Raw genomic sequence first — 21318 nt, forward strand, 5'->3', positions numbered from 1 at the left:
ATGACAAATTTTAAAGGATCTTATGAGTTATAAATCATGCACTGTTCATCAACATATTCACTGCCAAAACTGTAGTCTTAGTGAATTATGTTTACCTTTTTCTCTCAATGATAAAGAGTTAGAAACGTTAGATAATATTATCGACCGTAAGCTGCCGATCCATAAAGGCGAGCAAATATTTAACGACGGTCAACCTATGCATGCGCTTTACGCCATCCGTTCGGGCACATTTAAGACCTACACCATTAATAAACACGGTGAAGAACAAATTACTGGCTTTCATTTAGCGGGTGATTTACTTGGCTTTGATGCTATTGCCGATGCTCAGCATCCAAGTTTCGCTAAAGCGCTAGAAACCTCAATGGTTTGTGAGATCCCTTACAATACGCTCGATCATTTATCGAACAGCATGCCAAAATTAAAAAAACAAATTTTGCGTATGATGAGTACTGAGATCCGTGAAGATCAAGAAATGCTAACATTACTTAATCGTAAAAATGCCGAGCAACGACTAGCAACATTTATCAGTACCTTAAGTATTCGTTACCATGCCCGTGGATTATCTCCATCTGAATTTCGTTTATCTATGACCCGCAGTGATATTGGTAACTATATTGGTTTAACGGTTGAGACTATCAGCCGCTTGCTTAACCGCTTTCATAAAAATGGTTTAATTACAGTTGATGGTAAACTCATTACGATTCTAAGTTTCGATAAATTAAACGAATGCGCCGCACTTTAATGTAACGCTAACACCAGCTTTTCTACATTGCCTTATTAAGGTATTTCACGCTATGCTTAGCGTGAAATATTATTTATCGTCGACAGCATAATAATGTGATTTAAAACAACTATTGTTGCTTGAAAGTAGACTATTGTTATAACACTAGTAGACAATTGATAAAGGAATTAGCTATGGAAAAGTATCAAAAAATACTCGCGATTGTTGACCCAACAACAGAAGAGCAAAAAGCGGTAAACCGGGCGATAGAATTAGCGCGTAAAACAGGTGCTAGCATTACCGCATTTTTGACCATCTATGATTTTTCTTATGAAATGACCACCATGCTGTCAAGTGATGAGCGTGAAGCCATGCGAAAATCAGTTATTAATGATCGCACTCAATGGCTAGAGTCTTTACTCGCTGACCTTGATTTAAGCGGAATTTCTATCGATTGTCGGGTTATATGGCATAACCGTCCCTTTGAGCAAATTATTGCTCAAGTACTCGATAATGGTTATGACATTGTCATTAAAGGTACTCATCAACACGACAAATTTAAATCTGTCATATTTACTCCTACCGATTGGCATATTCTGCGTAAATGTCCTTGTCCTGTTTTACTCGTGAAAGAGCATTTGTGGCCTGATAACGGTAATATTCTTGCGGCGTTAAACATTGGTAGTGAAGAGGAAGAACATAAAGCACTTAATAACAAAATCACAGCAGAAGCTAAACAGCTGACCCAAGTCATGAAAGCTAATCTACACCTAGTTAACTCATTCCCGGGTACGCCAGTTAATATCGCCATAGAAATCCCAGAGTTTAATGCCAGCGATTATAATCGCTCGATGTTAAAACATCATCAAAAAGCGATGTTAGCACATGCAACTGCCTTTAATATTGCGCCGGAAAACACCCATATTAAAGAAGGTTTACCGGAAGATATCATTCAAAGCATAGCGGCTGAATTAGATGCCGAATTAGTCATTCTGGGTACTATTGGCCGTACCGGTTTATCGGCAGCGTTAATTGGTAACACCGCAGAGCATGTTATTGATAGGCTTAATTGTGATGTATTAGCATTAAAACCCGATGGTTACATTTCACCACTTGATGTTGATTAATATCAGCAAACATCCCTAAATAAAGTTGAATTGGGTCATTAAACGCCTAGTTCAACTTTTCTTGTTTAATAACTTAAACTAGCTTATGCGCTGAAATTTATTATACCCATTTCATTAATTAGGTGGTCTACTTTATACGCAGGAAAAATGGCCAAATATAAGGCATTTATTTAATAACTAGTGGTTCTAATTATTAAATAAATAACGCAGTAGTAGGTTATTTTAACCAGTAAAAATGATCAGATAATTAGTGAGATTGGTATTAGGGATTTACCAAGAGCTCTGATGCAAAATCGACCCTTTCTTCAAGCCAAACACACTATTACTGAAGCTTTAACAGCCGAGAGCGAAAAGTATATGACGATAATGTCCTCAAGGTAAATAATACCAAACGGTTACCTGTGATGGCATTATAATAAGGCAGCAGTTAATTTAGAGGTTATTACTTTTGCTGATAAAAAACTGAGGACGGTCTACTTTTTAAAGGCAATTCAAGCGCAAATTTTTAATCGACGTACATTTGAATTTATTTATAAATTTATTTTTATAAATAAATTAGGAATAGCACATTGACATAGCGCTTATTTATTATCGCTTATTTATTATATAACGCGAAGTAATGTCGATTATGGCGGATCATATCAGTTAATTCCAACACGTAATCTATCCCACGTTCAGAGTAACGCATTAATCCTGTTGCAAGAATTTCTGGCGCTAGTGGTTGGTTTTGATCGCGTAATTGGCCTCTAATCGATCTAAATACCGTATAGGCGCCGTTAGTATTAATATTGTGTAAATAACGTGCGATACCTAAACTAATAGAGCTATAAGCGGCGACTTCATGCTTAGCACCGGTATTACGACTACCCGGCACCATGCCACAACCTTTCCTATAACACCAGACGCCAAAAAAGTTTAAACCTATTCGAGCAAAGCGAGAGGTTCCCCAAGCAGATTCATTGGCCGCTTGCACTAAAACAAGTGCTAGTGGAATAATGTCAATTTTAAGCTGTAATTCATATAATTGTCGTAATAGAGAAAACTTTTCACTGACTTTATATTTTTTGCTCAAACTGCTTACTAAAGTGTATTCTTCCGCACTAAAGGGCTGTTCTAAGGTTAATTGCGCAATTAAGCGTGCCACTTCGGCACGCAAAATAAGTATTTTTTTATTCTCTGCCTGTACTGCGGGTTTAATAAAAGCAAAAAAACGACGTTTCTTTTCTTTTACATCACGAATTTTAGCGAAGTCGGGTAAAATGACCTTGTGTAACGGTTGCTCAACTATTTTAATGACCTTCTTAACCGTTTTCGTTTTCGGTATCACCGACACCGGCTCTTCAGTCGGTATACTCTGAGGCAAAGGTAAGAAGGTAAATGGTGCGATTAACCCTACACTCAGCAAAACTAAAAAAATAAACCCTAAAAAGTTTTGCTTATTAAATATCGTCAAGCTAATAGCTCCTTATTCCATTATCTTTAGTCTGATTTGCTGAAAAAATACGGTAATCAGGCCGAAAAGGTGTCATTTATTGTCTTGGTTTGATCAGCGGCTATTTCCATCTGTAAACCAAAAATTTCTCGGTATAAAATTCCCTTTACGTTATAAAACAACGGCACTATATAAGCTAAACAAAATAGGAAAAATGCTATAGCGATAAAGCTAAGTTCAGATTCACCCGCCATTACAACAGGTAAAGCTGATATCAGTACAGCCAAAGACAGTATCAAATAAATGGCGAAAATTTTAAACCATTGAAAACGCGTAGCTTGAATGCTTATTGAAATGGCTTTTATAGGTGACATTTTTTTTTCTACCACCAAAGGCAACGCAAGTGACAAGGCTACCGCCAAAAATATGCCAGGCAAGTAAAATAATGTTAAGCCGATGGTAACCAAAGTTGAGGTTAATAAGGCACTAACAGCAACCCAACTGCCTCGCTTTAAAAAGCCAAAAACCAATTTTGGTCGTGTTTTTAAGCCAACTGAATGGAAAATACCCATCATTTCAACGCCGACGATAAAAGGATAAACCACTAAGGTAACGATAATATTAAGTAAAGTCGCTGATCTTTGATCTTGAATGGCCACTTCAATGCCACCTAACTGGCTGCTCACTAACAATGAAACCAACATGCCAATCATCAAACAGGTAAACAGCCCCAAATTAATCGCCATGCGCGATTTTAAGGTTATTTGCCAGCCTTCTTTCAATATAGTTGCTACATCAAGGTTATATTCACCTTTTACAGCTTCTTCGACACTACCACCAACGTTTTCAACAGGAAGTTTTTCCACAAAAATATTACCTAATGAGTAAGCGTATCATTGACGCTTGTCTTAATTGTTACCAGTATATCGTAATTCACCACTGCCTGTGAATAAGCAGAGAAAAGTTATTAACATTCAGCCTATCCAGTTTACCAAGGTTATAGGGTAAGTCAGTTAACTTGACTGCATAAATACCAATTTACAGGAGATAACTATGCCTTAAAACTGACTTGCTGATAACCGTGTTTAACCTTATAAAAGGTTAAGCATTGTTTTTAATATTCATCAACAAGGTTTTAAAATAGTGAGCGCCTTTTTTCTTGGCTAAAGCGATATTATTATCTGGAATAATCTCAGGGTTTTTATAGACACTGAGCACTTTTGCCATGCTGTGTTCACGAATTAAATGTAAGGTAGGATAGGGAGAACGATTGGTAAAATTGCCCGCATCGTCATAATCAGCCTCAGCAAAGCAATATTCAGGGTGAAAGGTAGCCACTTGGAATATGCCTTCAAAACTATAATCAACAATAATGTCATTGGCATAATCAACCAAGTCTAAAAAGCGATTAAAGTCTCTAAAACCTTGATTATAGATTAATAAACTCGTTTCTATTTCAGGATTCTCATGTAAGTAGTGACATTGCGATAAAAATTCAACTAGCGCTGACTTTAGCTGTTCTTTATCGCTAGTAAAATAATGAATAGTTTGATTAACAAACTCTTTTTTTGCGAATGGACAAAAATTGAGCCCAATAATCACTTGCTCTAGCCATTGTTTGGTTTGGTCAACTTCATCTATTGTGCTCATAACAACTTTCTCAATGTTCTACTTATTTACATATGGGTATTGGCTTACTAACCTGCCATTACTGGTGCTCAACAACCGCTAGGCTATTAGCTGTTATCACTTTGTTGCAGTTGCCACATTTTGTGGTAATGGCCTTTTTTAACCAATAAACCTTGATGTGTACCCTGCTCAACAATTTCACCTTGTTGCATAACAATAATATTATCAGCGTCCACTATCGTGGATAGTCGATGGGCGATCACTAAACTGGTTCTATGTTCGGCAACTTCTTTAATGGCGCTGAGTATTGCTTGTTCTGACTGACTATCAAGTGAAGAAGTTGCTTCGTCAAACACCAAAATGCGAGGGTTTTTCAAAATAGTACGGGCAATAGCAACACGTTGTTTTTCACCACCTGAGAGTTTTAAGCCGCGCTCTCCTACCATAGATTTTGCGCCATCGGGTAATCTACTAACAAAGTCAGATAAATGCGCCAGCTTAAAAGCCTTATTGACCATTTCTTCATTGGCTTCAGGTGCACCATAATTAACATTGGCAAAAAGTGTATCGTTAAATAACACGGTATCTTGTGGCACAATACCAATATTTTTTCTCAGCGAGTGCTGAGTTACTTGACGTATATTTTGCCCATCAATGGTTATTTTGCCACTGTCACAATCGTAAAACCTAAACAGTAACTTAACTAAGGTAGATTTGCCTGATCCACTTTCACCAACTACCGCCACTTTTTGTCCTGACTTGATAGTAAATGATATATTTTTGATGATGGGTCGTTTTATATCATAGGCAAACGATACATCTGTAAATTTAATTTCCGCATCAGATAGGATCAAAGTGTCTGCATCGTCATTGTCTTCTACTTTTGGTTTCTTTAGCATCAGGTCAAACATATGCTCAATGTTGGCCAATGAGCCTCTAATTTCGCGATAAACAAAGCCTAAAAAGTTCAGCGGGATAAAAAGTTGCATCATGAAAGCGTTGATCAGCACAAAATCACCTAAGGTCATTTTTCCATAAGTAACTTCGTATGCTGCTAATGCCAACATAGCGGTCATCGAAAAAGAGATAATAAGGGCTTGGCCACCGTTTAAGGCAAATAAAGATAAGCGATTCTTCATTTTCGCCTGTTCCCAAGTCGCTAATTGGCTGTCGTATGCTTTTGCTTCAAAATCTTCATTGGTAAAGTATTTTACCGTTTCATAATTAAGTAAACTGTCGATAGCACGGGTATTACTTGATGAGTCTGCCTTGTTGGCTTCGCGTATAAAACGTGTGCGCCAATCTGTCGCATAAACAGAATACACCACATAGAACACAATAGAAGATAGGGTAATTAGCGCAAACCAAATGCCATAATTAAAGAACAAAATACCCACCACCATGATAATTTCAATTAAGGTGGGGATAATATTAAAAACCATAAAGCGCATTAAAAAATTAATACCCGAGGTACCACGGTCAATATCACGCGATAATCCACCGGTTTGGCGATTTAAATGAAAGTCTAAATCTAGCTTATGTAGGTGCTGAAAAACCTTTAAGCCAATTCTGCGGATCGCCCGTTCAGTTACTCGGCCGAATAAAGTATCGCGAATTTCTGCAAATATAACCGTGGTTAGTCTTACCAAGCCATAAGCACCCACTAGCGCAAAGGGGACTAAATAAACTCGGTTTTCTTCTTGGTTATCTAAAATATCAACAATATCTTTAAGAATAAAAGGTAAATAAACACTGGCAACTTTTGTTAGCACTAAGCAGGCTAAGGCTAAAAAGATACGTGCTTTAAATTCAAATAAATAGGGCAGTAAAAGTTTAACAACACGCCAATTAAAGGTGGTGACTTCATGATCGGGTTGATGAGAGGATCTGCGCATAATCGCTAGTAATTTCCAATTGAATTTCAGTCAAAATCAACTGCTTTGATGGTCAGTATATTAACATTGATTCTGTACGAATATCTGAAAAACCTGACTTTTGAATTAACATTATATTGCCGATGAACTTTGTCAGAAGTTGTGCTAACGTGAGGCTATTCTACTAACAGGGTAACTAGCCATTATGTTTGCCTTAATTAACAATGTTATTGATCGTTGTTTTTTCACGCTTACTTTTATATTAGGCGTGCAACTGCCTGAGTTTATGCAGCAATATCAACAGCGACTCGCTGGCCAATTAACTGAAGCTAGCTCGCAATTAAGCCAATTTGAGAACATCGCTCAACAACACTTTGATGGCAGTCTAATCACCATGATTACAAGTTACAAAGACAATACTGAAGCGTCTATTATCAGCACAGGTGAGCTCATTGAGCGTTTGTCCGCTCGTGTTGAATACCTAGTCAGTCATTTAACGCAAATTACCCAAGCAGATTATCTCCATAGCGTTTATCAATTCATTTGGCATTTAGATCAAGAAATTGCTCGTGGGACTGCAGAGCATTTTTCTATGGCTATTCCACTTGAATTAAATGCTATTGCTACCGGTGCAACACTGGCGATTGGCGCATTATTATTGAAAGAGTTAATGCTACTCACTATTAAACGTACTTTTAAAAGCAAGAAAACTACGCTTATTTAAAGTCATATTTGAAAGAAGCGCTATTTTTTTCACAATAAAAAAGGTTGCCAAAGCAACCTTTTTTATACGGTATTTTATAGGATACTAATGCAAAACTGACTTGCTAACTTATTCGCCGTTACCGTTTTCAACACGACTTTTAAGTTTTTGACCTGGGCGGAACGTCACCACTTTACGTGCTAAAATTGGAATATCTTCACCCGTTTTAGGGTTACGTCCAGGACGTTCATTTTTCACTCTAAGGTCAAAGTTCCCAAAACCAGACAATTTCACTTGCTCGCCTGCTTCGAGTGTTTCACGAACTTCTTCGAAAAACACTTCAACCATATCTTTTGCGTCGCGCTTACTCAGCCCAACTTTTTCAAATAAATGTTCTGCTACTTCTGCTTTTGTTAGCGCCATTATTCAATCCCTCAGAGATGCATTTAGTTCAATTTTCAAGGTGTCAACCACACGGTTAACCACGTCAGTGATATCCTTTTCTTCTAAGGTTTTATTATTGTCTTGCAATATCATTGCTATTGCTAAGCTCTTAAAACCAGAGTCAATACCATTACCTCGGTATACATCGAACAAGTTTAGATCAACTAAATAATTTCCGCCAACCTTTTCAATAAGTTGTAGTACTTTATTTGCACTAACTTGCTCTTCAATCACTACAGAAATATCGCGTCGATTGGCCGGAAAGCGAGATATGTCGCGCGATTGCGGTATATTCTGTGTACAAATTTCAGACAATAAAAGTTCAAAAACTAATGTCCGACCGTTAAGGCCTAATTTCCGTTCTAATTCAGGATGTAAGGCTCCAACATGCCCAACCAGCACACCATTTTTGTGAATAGCGGCAGTTTGTCCTGGGTGTAAAGCCTCTACTTCAGCCTTTGAAAATACAAATGCACTTTCGTCGCTCGTTAAACCAAGCAAGGCTTCAACGTCAGATTTAATATCGTAAAAATCTGTTGCTGCTTTTTCAATATCCCAATGCTCTTCGCTGCGTTGACCACTAAGCACACCGGCGATCATATTCTCTTGGCGCACACCATTTTCAACACTTTCATCCGGAATAAAACGTAAACCTGTTTCAAATAAACGCACACGGTGTTGTTGACGATTTTGATTATAGACAACTGATTGCAATAATCCTGTCCATAAACTCACCCGCATTTCTGACATTTCAGATGAAATAGGATGTGGTAAGGTCATAGTGGCCTGACCAGGATGAAGCTGCGCTTGTACCTTTGGATCAACAAAGCTATAAGTAATCGCTTCTTGGTAACCACGGTTAACTAAAACATGACGTAATTTGCTTAAAGGTAACTTAGCTTCTTTTTGCTCGCGCATTGCTAAGGTGGCTTTTGGCGAAACATTGGGAATATTGTTGTAACCAAAAATGCGGGCGACTTCTTCAATTAAGTCAACTTCAATGCTGATGTCAAAACGATATGCGGGTACAACAAGGGTCCAAACTTTATCTTGCTCTGTACCCTTTTCTGCGACAGTAAAGCCTAGGCGCGTTAATATTTCGCTAACCTTAGTATCATCAATGTGATGACCAATACGACTATCAAGTTTTGTCCGACGAAGTATCACTGTTCGTTCGGCAGGAATATGTTCTTTTGATGCTGCTTCAACGATTGGACCTGCTTCACCACCGACAATGTCAAGTAAAAGCTTAGTCGCACGTTCCATCGCATCGCGTTGTAGTTCAGGGTCAATACCGCGTTCATAACGATGTGATGCGTCAGTATGTAAACCATATTGACGGGCTTTACCTAAAATAGCTAAAGGTGCAAAGAAGGCACTTTCTAGAAAAATGTCTGTAGATTCACTAGTAACACCTGAAGCTAAACCACCAAAAATACCCGCCATAGCGAGTGCTTTTTCTTGGTCTGCAATGACGAGTGTTTGTGGTGATAAGCTGACTTCATTACCATCTAACAGGGTTAACTTCTCGCCTTCATTGGCGTAACGTACGTTTATACCACCCTCGATTGCTGATAAGTCAAAAGCATGCATCGGGTGGCCTTGCTCTAGTAAGACGTAGTTAGTTACGTCAACCACAGGGTCAATTGAACGTGTGCCACAACGACGAAGTTTTTCCACCATCCATAAAGGCGTTTGGGCCTTAATGTTAATATTTTTAATAACTCGCCCTAAATAGCGCGGACAAGCTTTTTCAGCTGATAAGGTAATTGCAAGGGTATCGTCAATAGTGGGCTTAACGGCCGTAATGTTTGGCTCAGTAACGCTTAAGCTATTTAATACGCCTACTTCGCGTGCAAGACCTTTTAAACCAAGACAATCACCACGGTTCGCAGTTAAATCAACATCTATGGTTACATCGTTAAGATCAAGGTATTCACGCACGCACATACCGATCGGCGCATCACTTGCTAGCTCCATGATGCCGTCAGCACTTTCAGATAAACCTATTTCTGACTCACTACACAGCATACCGTTTGATGCTACGCCACGCAGTTTTGCTTTTTTAATTTTAAAGTTGCCCGGTAAAACAGCGCCAACGGTGGCAACGGCAACTTTTAAGCCTAAACGACAGTTTTTAGCACCACAAACAATATCAGCGAGCTCGCCATTATTGTAATCAGGTCCTAAATTTATTTTTGTTACTTGTAGTTTATCAGCATCAGGATGCGGGCCGCATTCAACCACTTCACCAATCAACACACCACTAAACTCACCTGCAACAGGTTCTACGGCGTCAACTTCAAGGCCAGCCATGGTAATTTGATGTGCTAATTCATCTGAAGATATAGCAGGATTTACCCACTCACGTAACCAAGATTCACTAAATTTCATTATATGGCTTTCCTACTTGAACTGTTTTAAGAAGCGAAGATCATTTTCAAAGAATGAACGTAAGTCATTGACGCCGTAACGTAACATGGTTAAACGTTCAACCCCCATACCAAAGGCAAAACCGGTATAAACTTCAGGATCAATGCCAACACTGCGCAGTACATTGGGATGCACCATGCCACAGCCTAATACTTCTAACCATTTGCCATTTTTACCCATGATATCTACTTCTGCAGAAGGCTCAGTAAAGGGGAAATATGACGGGCGGAAGCGAATTTCTACTTCTTCTTCAAAAAAGTGATGTAAAAAGTCATGTAAAACACCTTTTAAATGCGTAAAACTGACATCTTTATCAACCATTAGCCCTTCTACTTGATGAAACATAGGTGTATGGGTTTGGTCATAATCATTACGATACACTTTACCGGGTGAGATAATTCGCAACGGCGGTTGTTCTTTTTCCATGGTGCGAATTTGCACGCCAGAGGTCTGAGTACGCAGCACTAACTTAGGATTAAAGTAAAAAGTATCGTGGTCTTGGCGAGCCGGATGATGCTCTGGGATATTTAAGGCATCAAAGTTATGAAAGTCGTCTTCAACCTCAGGTCCTTGTTTTACTGAAAAGCCTAAATCGCCAAAAAAACTCTCGATACGCTCTATAGTGCGCGTAACCGGGTGTAAACCGCCTAACTCATCACCACGACCTGGCAAGGTTACGTCAATAGATTCCGCAGCAAGTTGTTGCTTAATAACTTGTGCACGTAGCAATTCACCACGTTCAGTTAACAACTTTTGCACTTGCTGTTTAGCGATGTTAATCACTTGACCCGCTTTGGGCTTCTCTTCTTTTGACAACTTACTTAGGCCTTTCATTTGTTCAGTGAACAAACCTTTTTTTCCTAAGAAGTTAACGCGAACTTGGTCAAGTTCTGCAGGGTCAGTCGCCGCCGCAATGGCTTGTTCTGCCTGCAATATAATATCGTCTAAATTCATGAGTTCCTCTAAAGCGTGTTTAAAGCGCCGATAGTTTTTTAGTATAAAAATATCGGACATTAACATCGGCCTAATATTGGCCTTTAGCTAGACTTTTTCGATTAATAAAATGATAGATAATTTTACACAATAAATCGTAGATAAAGTAGGGTAAATCTACGTTTTTCAAGAAAAAACAGTGCTATTTAACTTATACTTTTATAAAAGTAACTGATTTTAACCATAATGGCGTTTGGAATTAAAAATATACTCGGTGGGGATATTAGAAAAAGGCCTGTTACAGCCTTTTCCTATGATAGATTAAATAGTTAGTGCTTAAAGGTTATAACCCACTTCGTCATGTTCAGTTATGTCTAACCCGGTGATTTCTTGGTCTTTCGACACACGTAATCCCTTGGTCATTAACGCCACTAATTTAAATAATAGGTAAGAGACAATCGCGGTATAAATAATAGTCGCACCAATACCAACTAGCTGCACGGTTACCTGTCCTATCATGGTACTAATACCCTCAGCGTAACCAAAACCACTAAAGGCTCCTAGCTCAGTTGAAGAAAAAATACCCGCAAGTAACGTACCTAAAATACCGCCAATACCATGCACAGGAAAAACATCTAATGAGTCATCAATTTTCAGTTTATGTTTAATGTAAACCGTAGAATAAAAGCAAACAACACCCGCTGAAACACCAATAATTAAAGCACCGCCTGGCCCAACAAAACCTGATGCGGGTGTAATCGTACCTAAGCCTGCAACCATACCGGTTACGGCGCCAAGTACACTGGCTTTACCAAACTTTTTCCACTCGATAGCAGCCCAAGTGAGCGCCCCAGCTGAAGCAGACAAATGCGTGACTAACATGGCCATTGCTGCATCACCATTCGCCGCTAGAGCACTACCACCATTAAAACCAAACCAACCAACCCACAACATACCCGCGCCTGTCACTGTCATGGTTAGGTTATGCGGCAACATCGGCGTTTTTGGGAAGCCGTGACGAGGCCCTAACACTAACGCTGCTACAAGTGCGGCAACACCAGCAGTAATATGAACAACAATACCACCGGCAAAATCGTAAACGCCCATTTGTGCAAGCCAGCCACCACCCCAAACCCAATGAGTAACCGGTGCATAAACCACTAACAACCATAACCCTGAAAACAGCAATACCGCAGAAAACTTCATTCTTTCAGCGTAAGCACCAATAATTAGCGCCGGTGTGATCACCGCGAAGGTCATTTGAAACAGCATAAATAGGCTTTCAGGAATATCCCCTGCAAGGGTTTCTTTGGTCATGCCAACCATCAGCACTTTACTAAAGTCGCCAATCCATGCATTACCTTCGCCAAAGGCTAAACTGTAACCGACAATAAACCATAAAATGGATGAAACGCCAGCAATGGCAAAACATTGCATCAAAATTGACAGAATATTTTTTCGACGCACTAGGCCGCCATAAAACAAAGCTAGGCCCGGTAAAGTCATCAATAATACCAGTGCTGTGGCTGTTAATATCCACGCGGTATTGGCACCATTAAGGCTTGCTTCTTCAGCAAAGCTTGGTAGAGAAAAAGTTAAAGCGAAAAGTGCGATAATTATTTTATTCATTTTTACATCCACTATTTAAATCATTTTAGGCTTTAGACTGAACAGCCAATTTTATTTTTATTGCTCGATAAAGCTTGATTAAATGGCGTCATCATCTACTTCACCGGTACGAATACGGGTGATGTTCTCAATATTGGTGACAAATATTTTGCCGTCTCCTATTTTTCCCGTTTGAGCAGCGCTAACAATAGTGTCAACAACCCGTTCAACAAAGTCATCCTTAACCGCAATTTCAAATTTTATTTTAGGGAGGAAGTCGACAGAGTATTCTGCGCCACGATAAAGTTCGGTATGACCTTTTTGACGACCAAAGCCCTTCACTTCTGTCACTGTCATACCCTCGATACCAATTTCACTTAACGCTTCGCGGACATCATCCATTTTGAAGGGTTTAATAATTGCTGTTACTAATTTCATTCGATCACCTTTAGTGCATTCACGGTCAATTTAAGTTTGAATCTTATTATTTCAATAACACTAAGCACCATTTGTACCCAAAATAAAAAACACTTTAAATACAAAAGATTAGACTAAAAATGAAAGGTGAGGATAATTTAATCGCACCAGGACGGTGCATTAAAGTAATATAAAGGAGCAATTTTGGTGCAGAGCCTTTATCTTTGCATCAAAAACGAACAATTAAATATAGATGGCTGATTAAATGTTATTTAAAGGCGAATGCTTTAACGTTGACATTGGCAAAGGCGAAAAATATAAATACTCACCATCGTTATTTTGCACATCAATGTGCTGATGCCATCAAGCTATGCTCTTAAAAAGGAGTTAAGTCATTAGCGTAATGCAGGAGCCATGACCCAGATGGTTAGGAACAATAATGTGAGCGCAGCATACCGCTCGTCCTGAGCATCGCTGCTTTTTCACATCCATGTGATCGCAACATACCGCTCGTCCTGAGCATCGCTGCTCTTTCACATCCATGTGAGCGCAGCATACCGCTCGTCCTGAGCATCGCTGCTCTTTCACATCCATGTGAGCGCAGCATACCGCTCGTCCTGAGCATAAAAAAGCCCCGCTATTGCGAGGCTATGTAAGGCTAAAGCTAAACGTTAGTCAATTAGTTGATATTCGTCGCGTAAAATATCGATAACTTCTTGTTTAGGATTGGTCGATAAAACAATTTCTTTACCCGTTATTTTTTCAGCAATCGCGATATAGGTTGCTGAAACTGCCATTAATACCTCTGCGGGTAACTCATTGTCACGGGCAAGTGCTTCACGTTCAGTCATGCGGTCTTTATTTAGAAGAATATCAGGGTCTGGGAAGTGCTTAAGTAATAATTGACGAAAGCCCTCTTTAGAGTTTTCCACAATTTTACCCGCGCGATACTGCTCGCCGTCCCAAATACGTGATGAATCAGGTGTGCCTACTTCATCCATATAAATAAGCTTGTCATTGCCTTTACGGTCTTTAACATAGCCAAACTCAAACTTAGTATCGACAAAGATTTGATCAAGTTTCGCTAATGCATCTGAGATAACATCAAAACCTTCGGTTAATAACTTTTCATACAGAGCGATATCGCCTACTGATTTAAAATTAAAGTCGGCGAAATTATCTTCAATATTTTGTCGAGTGATATTGACATCATCTACTGCAGGTACACCAGGTATGCCTTGTAACACACCTTTAGTTGATGGCGTTTGTAGCAATTGCGGCAACTTACTGTCTTTTTCAAGGCCATCGGTTAGTTCTATACCACAGAATTCGCGCTCGCCTTTAGCATACGATCGCCACATTGAACCGGTAATATATTGTCGGCATATGGCTTCAATCATCACAGGTTTAGCTTTTTGCACAATCCAAACAAACGGGTGCGGTATGTCAAGAATGTGGCTATCAGCTAACCCTTGCTCTTTAAATAACTTAAACCAATGATTAGAAATGGCATTTAATGCTGCGCCTTTACCAGGAACACCTTTCATACCACCTTCGCCGTGCCAAATACAATCAAACGCTGAGATGCGATCACTGATCACCATAATCGCTAATGGGGTATCTTGTGCAACATCATAATTTTTTTCTTGAATTAAGCGACGACTGTCGATTTCAGTTAACCAATAAACAGAACGAACTTTACCGCTATGAACGGCAACATCAGTGCGAATAGGTAAATCATTATTTACCGCTAAAATTTGATCAGCAAGACTCATAATAAGACCTTTACTTCCTATAATTGAACATGAACTTTTAATTAAACAAACTTATACCCATTTCATTAATTAGGTGGTCTACTTTATACGCAGGGAAAATGACCAAATATAAGGCATTTATTTTAATAACTAGTTGTTCTAATTATTAAATAAATAACGCAGTAGTTGGTTGTTTTAACCAGTAAAAATGATCAGATAATTAGTGAGATTGGTATTATACCTATTGGGCTAGTTTATTGCTCAGTTTGATATTGTACTCAACTCGCTTAATTTGCTTAATTAACGATTCAACTTTCTTGACTTTTTAGTCAATTTTTTAAAAATTAAAAAAAGAAAAGGACGCCTAGGGCGTCCTTTTCTCAGAGCTATTATCTCAAACTATGCTAAAGAAGCTTGCGCTTTTTCAACTAAGAATGTGAAAGCTGCTTTGTCGTATACTGCAATGTCAGCTAGGATCTTACGATCGATTTCAATAGAAGCCTTTTTAAGACCATTAATGAAACGGCTGTAAGATAAACCATTTTGACGAGCTGCTGCGTTAATACGAGCAATCCAAAGTTGACGGAATTGACGCTTACGTTGACGACGGTCACGGTATGCGTATTGGCCAGCTTTAGTTACAGCTTGGTAAGCAACACGATAAACGCGACTACGAGCACCGTAGTAACCTTTAGCTTGCTTTAGAACCTTCTTGTGACGTGCACGCGCTTGTACACCACGTTTTACTCTTGCCATTTTCTATTTCTCCTATTAACCGTGACGTAAAAGTTTTTTAACTGACTTAATGTCAGCTGCCGAAATCATGCATTTCGCACGAAGATGACGTTTAACTTTAGTACGGCGTTTAGTCAAAATATGACGAAGACCGGCTTGTTTAAATTTATAGCCTGTGGCTGTCTGTTTAAAGCGCTTTGCAGCACCTTTATTGGTTTTCATTTTAGGCATGTTAATAACTCCGCATTGTTATGCCAAATATAAAGTAAACTAGGCGAGGGTTTCTCAGTGCTTAGCGGTTAAGCTAAGATGTCGAACTCTGCTTGTAGGCCTTGTTTACCAGCTTAAAGATAATAGCGGTGAGCTCAATATTTCGAAAAACATTGAGCTACTTGCAAACCGGGTATTATCTATTTTTTAGGGGCTAGAACCATCACCATTTGACGCCCTTCCGCTCTACGAGGGAAGAACTCAACTACGGTCAATTCTTCTAAATCGTTTTTAACACGAGTTAAAATTTCAAGACCAAGCTCTTGGTGGGCCATTTCACGGCCACGGAAACGTAATGTTACCTTGACCTTGTCGCCGCCTTCTAAAAAGCGTTTCAGGTTGCGTAGCTTTACCTGATAATCGCCTTCATCTGTACCAGGTCGGAATTTAATTTCCTTAACCTGTATTTGTTTCTGGTTTTTACGTTGCTCTTTCTGCTCTTTAGCCTTCTCATAGATAAACTTACCGTAATCCATAACTCGACAAACAGGAGGTTTTGCTGTTGGGCTGATTTCTACAAGATCTACACCTGCGTCCTCCGCTTGGTCCATAGCTTCATCGAATGAAACTATGCCACCTGGTTCGCCGTCATATTTAATTAAACGAACTTCATTGCCTAGAATACCTGTGATTAACTCATTTAAACGATGCGCCGGCTCTTTTTGCCCGCCACGTTGTCCACCTTTAATAGCCATGTTCCTCCAAAGAACGTTGTTACCAAGTAAGCGCTAGTATTAGCTTACTTGGATAAAATAATAATATACGTGTTCGTTTTACAAAGTGTTTAGCGACGAGTTTTCACTTCATCAGATAATTTAGCAATAAAGTCGTCAACCGACATTGTTCCTAAATCTTCACCACTTCGCGTTCGTACTGCAATTTCGCCAGTTTCCATTTCTTTATCACCGACGACTAACAAATACGGAACACGCTTTAAAGTATGCTCGCGGATTTTAAAGCCTATTTTCTCATTTCTCAAGTCTAGTTTTGCTCTAAATCCACTTTCTTTTAGTTTTTTTACAACTTTTTCACAATATTGACCTTGTTTATCAGTAATATTCATCACAGTTGCTTGAATTGGCGATAACCAAGTTGGAAATTTTCCAGAATACTCTTCGATCAAAATACCAATAAAACGTTCAAGTGAACCTAAAATGGCACGATGGATCATGACCGGAATGTATCTTTCGTTGTTTTCACCGACATAAGTTGCGCCTAAACGCTCTGGCAGTGCAAAATCGAGTTGCACAGTACCACATTGCCAAGCACGTCCCAAACAATCCATTAAGGTAAATTCAATTTTAGGGCCATAAAAAGCCCCTTCGCCGGGTAAATACTCAAAAGCGATGTCACTATCGGTTAATGCTTTTGCCAAACCGGCTTCCGCTTTATCCCAAATTTCATCACTACCAATGCGACTTTCAGGTCGAGTGGATAGTTTAACGATGATATCTTCAAAACCAAATGAGCCATATACGTCGTAAACCATTTCAATACATTTGGTGACTTCGGCTTGCACTTGCGATTCCATGCAGAAAATATGCGCGTCATCTTGAGTAAAACCACGTACGCGCATCAAACCATGTAAAGAGCCTGAAGGTTCATTACGATGACAACAGCCAAACTCAGCAATACGCAAAGGTAAGTCACGGTAAGATTTCAACCCTTGGTTGAATATTTGTACGTGCCCTGGGCAGTTCATCGGTTTTATTGCGTATTCACGCTTTTCAGATTCAGTGGTAAACATGCCATCAGCATATTTATCCCAATGACCTGATTTTTCCCAAAGACTTCGGTCCATCATCATCGGTGCTTTAACTTCGTCGTAATCGTATTCGCGTAATTTTTCACGAATAAACTTTTCTAACTCAGTATAAATCGTCCAACCATCGTTATGCCAGAACACCATGCCTGGCGCTTCTTCTTGCCAATGAAATAAATCTAATGTTTTACCAATTTTACGGTGATCACGTTTTTCAGCTTCTGCTAAACGAACAATATAGGCTTTAAGTTGTTTTTTATCCGCCCATGCTGTGCCGTAAATACGCTGCAACATTTTATTATCTGAATTACCACGCCAATAAGCGCCGGCTACTTTCATTAATTTAAAATGATGACAATGACGCATGCTCGGTACATGAGGACCACGACACATATCAACATATTCTTGATGATGGTATAAAGCAGGTGTATCTGTTTTCTCGATATTTTCATCAAGAATTTGTAATTTGTAGCTTTCACCACGTTCAGTAAACGCATCGTAAGCGTCTTGCCATGAGCCTGTTTTTTTAATCACTTCATAGCCGGTACGGGCTAATTCAGTCATACGTTTTTCAAGTTTAACTAAATCGTCTTCCGTAATTGACTCTTCAAGGTCAATATCATAATAAAAACCATTATCAATCGTTGGGCCAATCGCCATTTTAACGTTTGGATATAGCTGCTTAATAGCATGGCCTAATAAGTGCGCACACGAGTGACGAATGATCTCAAGGCCTTCCGCATCTTTACTGGTGATAAGTTGTAACGCTGCATCTTCTTTAATTAATTCACAAGCATCGACTAACTCACCGTTAATGCGACCCGCAATGGTGGCTTTTGCTAAACCAGGACCGATATCTAAGGCAACCGCCATAACAGAGACAGCTTGTTCAAAAGTGCGTTGACTACCATCGGGAAGCGTAATAACAGGCATGTATTTTCCTTTGTTCAGTGGTGGCACATACGAAGTGTCACTTGAATTAAATTATTTTGGCAATTAAATTAATTGGTTAATATTATCTTTTCAGCCATTAACCTTTGAGTATCGTTTGAGTATCTCGTTACTTAAGCGTTAACAACTAGCAATAAAATTTCGCCGTAGGGTAACCGAAAATAAATTTTAAGTACAGCCTTGACGCTATCATTGAGCATAAAAAATAAATGTATGTTACTCAGTTTTATTATCAATCTGTATATATATTGTATGCATTAGTTACACTCGTTAGTATAAAGTTTCTTTTTAAGTCTCACGCTACCCATTCATAACATGATAGTTAAAAGCCCTAATATTATAGTTGAAAGCCCGTAACGGCTTGATAAAATCAACGAGTGTGGATATGATGGCGACCCGATTAAGTTACTCATATGTATAAAAACGTGTATAAAAATGCTAATAACATGTAAAAAGCGTTAGACGTATATAAAATAATAAAAATAAAATGTAACCTAATATTAGTCAGCAGTATTGTAGAAGCAATATGACTGATTGTAGGGCTTCTTGATAACGGAATATTAAAGTATGAATAAATCTACCGCTAAATATTGGCAAACAACCACGCTTTTGACTATATTATTTTTCCTTATTGTTTATATATTTTTTGTTTCAATTTTATCTAAAGAAATAACTACTTTTCATCCCAGCCAACCCACTATTGCTTATGAATTACCTCAACAACAATTAACTGATGTTGATGGCTATTTAAGTCATATTTTACTGATTGATAACTTAGCTAGAGATAATGAGCAGAAGCTGGTTGTTAAAGTAGAAAAAAAGAATGATAACTGGTTAGTAACACCATTAAACTTTATTTTATTTAACATTATATTAGCCGTATTTTATCCTTCCCTAGCGCTACTTTTGGTTGGTTTTATCGCTGGTTTTTTAATTTTAAATTATCAAAAAAGTAAATTAAAAGCTATTTATGCGATTACTGATGGCATAGCAAACACATTTGGTGAAAAGCATGCATACAAACCAGAATATTCTATATTAGCTAATCTAAACTCTACGTTAGAAGATATAGCACGATATGCAAAGCAATATAAAATAGATACTGAGCAAGGTGCCTTTTGTGACGCATTAACAAAGTTAACCAATCGCCACACTTTCCTGCAACATATCCAAGAGCAGTTAACACAGAGTGAAAAATTAAAAAGTGGGCTATTATTTATTGACCTTGATGGCTTCAAACAAGTTAATGACTCGTTTGGCCATTCATTCGGTGATGAAGTACTGATCCAAGTTGCTGAGCGACTGAACTCACTTGTTCGCAGTAATAAACTAAATTTCAGCCAATCAAATAACCGTATTGAAAAAAACTTAGCTAGACTTGGTGGTGATGAGTTTACTCTTTTTCTTTTTGACATAGAAAATTCAGAGTTTGCTATTAATATTGCAAAATTTGTCTTATCAGAACTAGAGCGTGAATTCATTTTAGGCAATAAAACGATTAAGATTAGTGCTAGCATAGGTATTGCTATGTACCCTGAGAGTGCTAGCAAACCTAATACATTAGTACAATTAGCTGATGTGGCAATGTATCGTGCTAAAAAAGATGGACGTGGGATTTATAGAATTTACTCTCCTGAAATGGGTAGCCAATTAAGGCGCTATCATTATTTATTGGAAGAGATGAGACAAGCCTTATCTAACAACAGCTTCTTTTTAAGCTTCCAACCTATTATTCATGTTGAAGGTTGTGTGATCAGTTATTTTGAAGCACTTGTTCGATGGCAGCACCCAGAGGAAGGGGTTATTTCACCCACAGAGTTTATTCCGATCGCAGAAGAGTCTAATCAAATATTGCCACTAGGTGATTGGATATTAAATGAAGCCTGTCGTCAAATGTTTGCTTGGTATAACGCCGGTATGAAAAAAACCAAAGTTTCTGTTAATGTCTCTGTTATTCAACTTAAGCATCGTCCACTTTATCAGTGGGTTATGGATACACTGATAAAAACCGGACTGCCACCTTCATCATTAATGCTTGAAATTACCGAGTCTTGCTTCCTTGATATATCAGATGAAATTATCACAGAATTAGAGAAACTTCGCCAAGAAGGTGTTTTTATTGCTATTGATGATTTTGGTACAGGTTTTAGCTCATTAGCAATATTGGCAACATTACCTGTCGATATTTTAAAAATTGATAAAATGTTTGTTAATGAAGCCACTAGTAGTATTAAGTATAAGAAAATACTAAAATCAATCATAGATATGGCCTATCAACTTGATTTAAAAATAGTCGCTGAAGGTATAGAAGATATTATACAGCTAGAATTATTAAAGTCTTTAGGGGTTAAATACATCCAAGGATTTTTAATTAGTCATCCTGAAAATTCAACGATTGTTGGTAATAAAGTATTAAATCAAGGTATGAGTCATCTTGTACACAACGGTGCCGGTGTATGGCAACCCACGCCATCAAAAATAATTAAATCGATGAACTAGTGCCTGATCACCTAGGTTATTGCACA

18 protein-coding genes are annotated in these 21318 nt (G+C 38.5%); 4 read left to right on the forward strand and 14 right to left on the reverse strand.

From position 1 onward, the window contains the following. Positions 1-22: 22 nt before the first annotated feature. A complete protein-coding gene (gene fnr, locus H4J54_RS03960; RefSeq protein WP_182189657.1) occupies positions 23-742 on the forward strand; it encodes a fumarate/nitrate reduction transcriptional regulator Fnr in 720 nt (239 codons plus the stop codon). Positions 743-915: 173 nt separating this feature from the next. After that, entirely contained in the window at positions 916-1848 is a 933-nt protein-coding gene (uspE, locus tag H4J54_RS03965; protein WP_182189658.1) for a universal stress protein UspE, read from the forward strand. A 595-nt stretch (positions 1849-2443) separates the two neighbouring features. On the opposite strand, the gene H4J54_RS03970 is transcribed toward uspE, so the two are convergent. The 4 genes from H4J54_RS03970 to H4J54_RS03985 form a co-directional block, all read right to left on the reverse strand. Further along, complete coding sequence (locus tag H4J54_RS03970) at positions 2444-3301, reverse strand: glucosaminidase domain-containing protein (protein ID WP_259366954.1); 858 nt, start codon at positions 3299-3301, stop codon at positions 2444-2446. Between the two features lie 56 nt (positions 3302-3357). Further along, positions 3358-4146, reverse strand: a complete 789-nt coding sequence (locus tag H4J54_RS03975) for a hypothetical protein (protein ID WP_182189659.1) — start codon at positions 4144-4146, stop codon at positions 3358-3360. Between the two features lie 235 nt (positions 4147-4381). Continuing rightward, complete coding sequence (locus tag H4J54_RS03980) at positions 4382-4930, reverse strand: DUF1415 domain-containing protein (protein WP_182189660.1); 549 nt, start codon at positions 4928-4930, stop codon at positions 4382-4384. 86 nt (positions 4931-5016) lie between these two features. Beyond that, a complete protein-coding gene (locus H4J54_RS03985; RefSeq protein WP_182189661.1) occupies positions 5017-6804 on the reverse strand; it encodes an ABC transporter ATP-binding protein/permease in 1788 nt (595 codons plus the stop codon). A gap of 184 nt (positions 6805-6988) precedes the next feature. Between H4J54_RS03985 and H4J54_RS03990 the strand changes: the two genes are divergently transcribed. After that, positions 6989-7507 carry a DUF2937 family protein gene (locus tag H4J54_RS03990; RefSeq protein ID WP_182189662.1) on the forward strand — a complete coding sequence of 173 codons (519 nt, stop codon included), beginning with the start codon at positions 6989-6991 and terminating at the stop codon, positions 7505-7507. Between the two features lie 108 nt (positions 7508-7615). On the opposite strand, the gene H4J54_RS03995 is transcribed toward H4J54_RS03990, so the two are convergent. From H4J54_RS03995 to thrS, 10 genes are all read right to left on the reverse strand, one after another. Continuing rightward, positions 7616-7909 (reverse strand): integration host factor subunit alpha, encoded by a 294-nt coding sequence (locus H4J54_RS03995; RefSeq protein ID WP_182189663.1) that lies wholly within the window; start codon positions 7907-7909, stop codon positions 7616-7618. A gap of 3 nt (positions 7910-7912) precedes the next feature. After that, positions 7913-10324, reverse strand: coding sequence for a phenylalanine--tRNA ligase subunit beta (pheT, locus tag H4J54_RS04000; protein WP_182189664.1), 2412 nt, complete (start codon positions 10322-10324; stop codon positions 7913-7915). Between the two features lie 12 nt (positions 10325-10336). Next, positions 10337-11317 (reverse strand): phenylalanine--tRNA ligase subunit alpha, encoded by a 981-nt coding sequence (gene pheS / locus H4J54_RS04005; RefSeq protein WP_182136314.1) that lies wholly within the window; start codon positions 11315-11317, stop codon positions 10337-10339. A gap of 315 nt (positions 11318-11632) precedes the next feature. Next, positions 11633-12925 carry an ammonium transporter gene (locus tag H4J54_RS04010; protein WP_182189665.1) on the reverse strand — a complete coding sequence of 431 codons (1293 nt, stop codon included), beginning with the start codon at positions 12923-12925 and terminating at the stop codon, positions 11633-11635. A gap of 78 nt (positions 12926-13003) precedes the next feature. Continuing rightward, entirely contained in the window at positions 13004-13342 is a 339-nt protein-coding gene (gene glnK, locus H4J54_RS04015; protein ID WP_182189666.1) for a P-II family nitrogen regulator, read from the reverse strand. Positions 13343-13992: 650 nt separating this feature from the next. Continuing rightward, the gene (locus H4J54_RS04020; protein WP_182189667.1) at positions 13993-15096 is read right to left on the reverse strand and encodes a phosphoribosylaminoimidazolesuccinocarboxamide synthase; all 1104 of its coding nucleotides are present in this window, start codon (positions 15094-15096) and stop codon (positions 13993-13995) included. Between the two features lie 378 nt (positions 15097-15474). Beyond that, the gene (rplT, locus tag H4J54_RS04025) at positions 15475-15831 is read right to left on the reverse strand and encodes a 50S ribosomal protein L20 (protein ID WP_182130971.1); all 357 of its coding nucleotides are present in this window, start codon (positions 15829-15831) and stop codon (positions 15475-15477) included. A 15-nt stretch (positions 15832-15846) separates the two neighbouring features. Further along, on the reverse strand, positions 15847-16041 hold the full coding sequence (rpmI, locus tag H4J54_RS04030) for a 50S ribosomal protein L35 (RefSeq protein ID WP_146878580.1): 195 nt from the start codon (positions 16039-16041) through the stop codon (positions 15847-15849). Positions 16042-16220: 179 nt separating this feature from the next. Continuing rightward, complete coding sequence (gene infC / locus H4J54_RS04035; RefSeq protein ID WP_182185186.1) at positions 16221-16775, reverse strand: translation initiation factor IF-3; 555 nt, start codon at positions 16773-16775, stop codon at positions 16221-16223. 89 nt (positions 16776-16864) lie between these two features. Next, positions 16865-18775, reverse strand: coding sequence for a threonine--tRNA ligase (gene thrS, locus H4J54_RS04040; RefSeq protein WP_182189668.1), 1911 nt, complete (start codon positions 18773-18775; stop codon positions 16865-16867). 585 nt (positions 18776-19360) lie between these two features. Between thrS and H4J54_RS04045 the strand changes: the two genes are divergently transcribed. After that, positions 19361-21292, forward strand: coding sequence for a bifunctional diguanylate cyclase/phosphodiesterase (locus H4J54_RS04045; RefSeq protein WP_182189669.1), 1932 nt, complete (start codon positions 19361-19363; stop codon positions 21290-21292). The last annotated feature ends 26 nt before the right edge of the window (positions 21293-21318 follow it).

It is taken from the genome of Colwellia sp. MB3u-8, from assembly GCF_014076985.1.
Taxonomy (GTDB): domain Bacteria; phylum Pseudomonadota; class Gammaproteobacteria; order Enterobacterales; family Alteromonadaceae; genus Cognaticolwellia.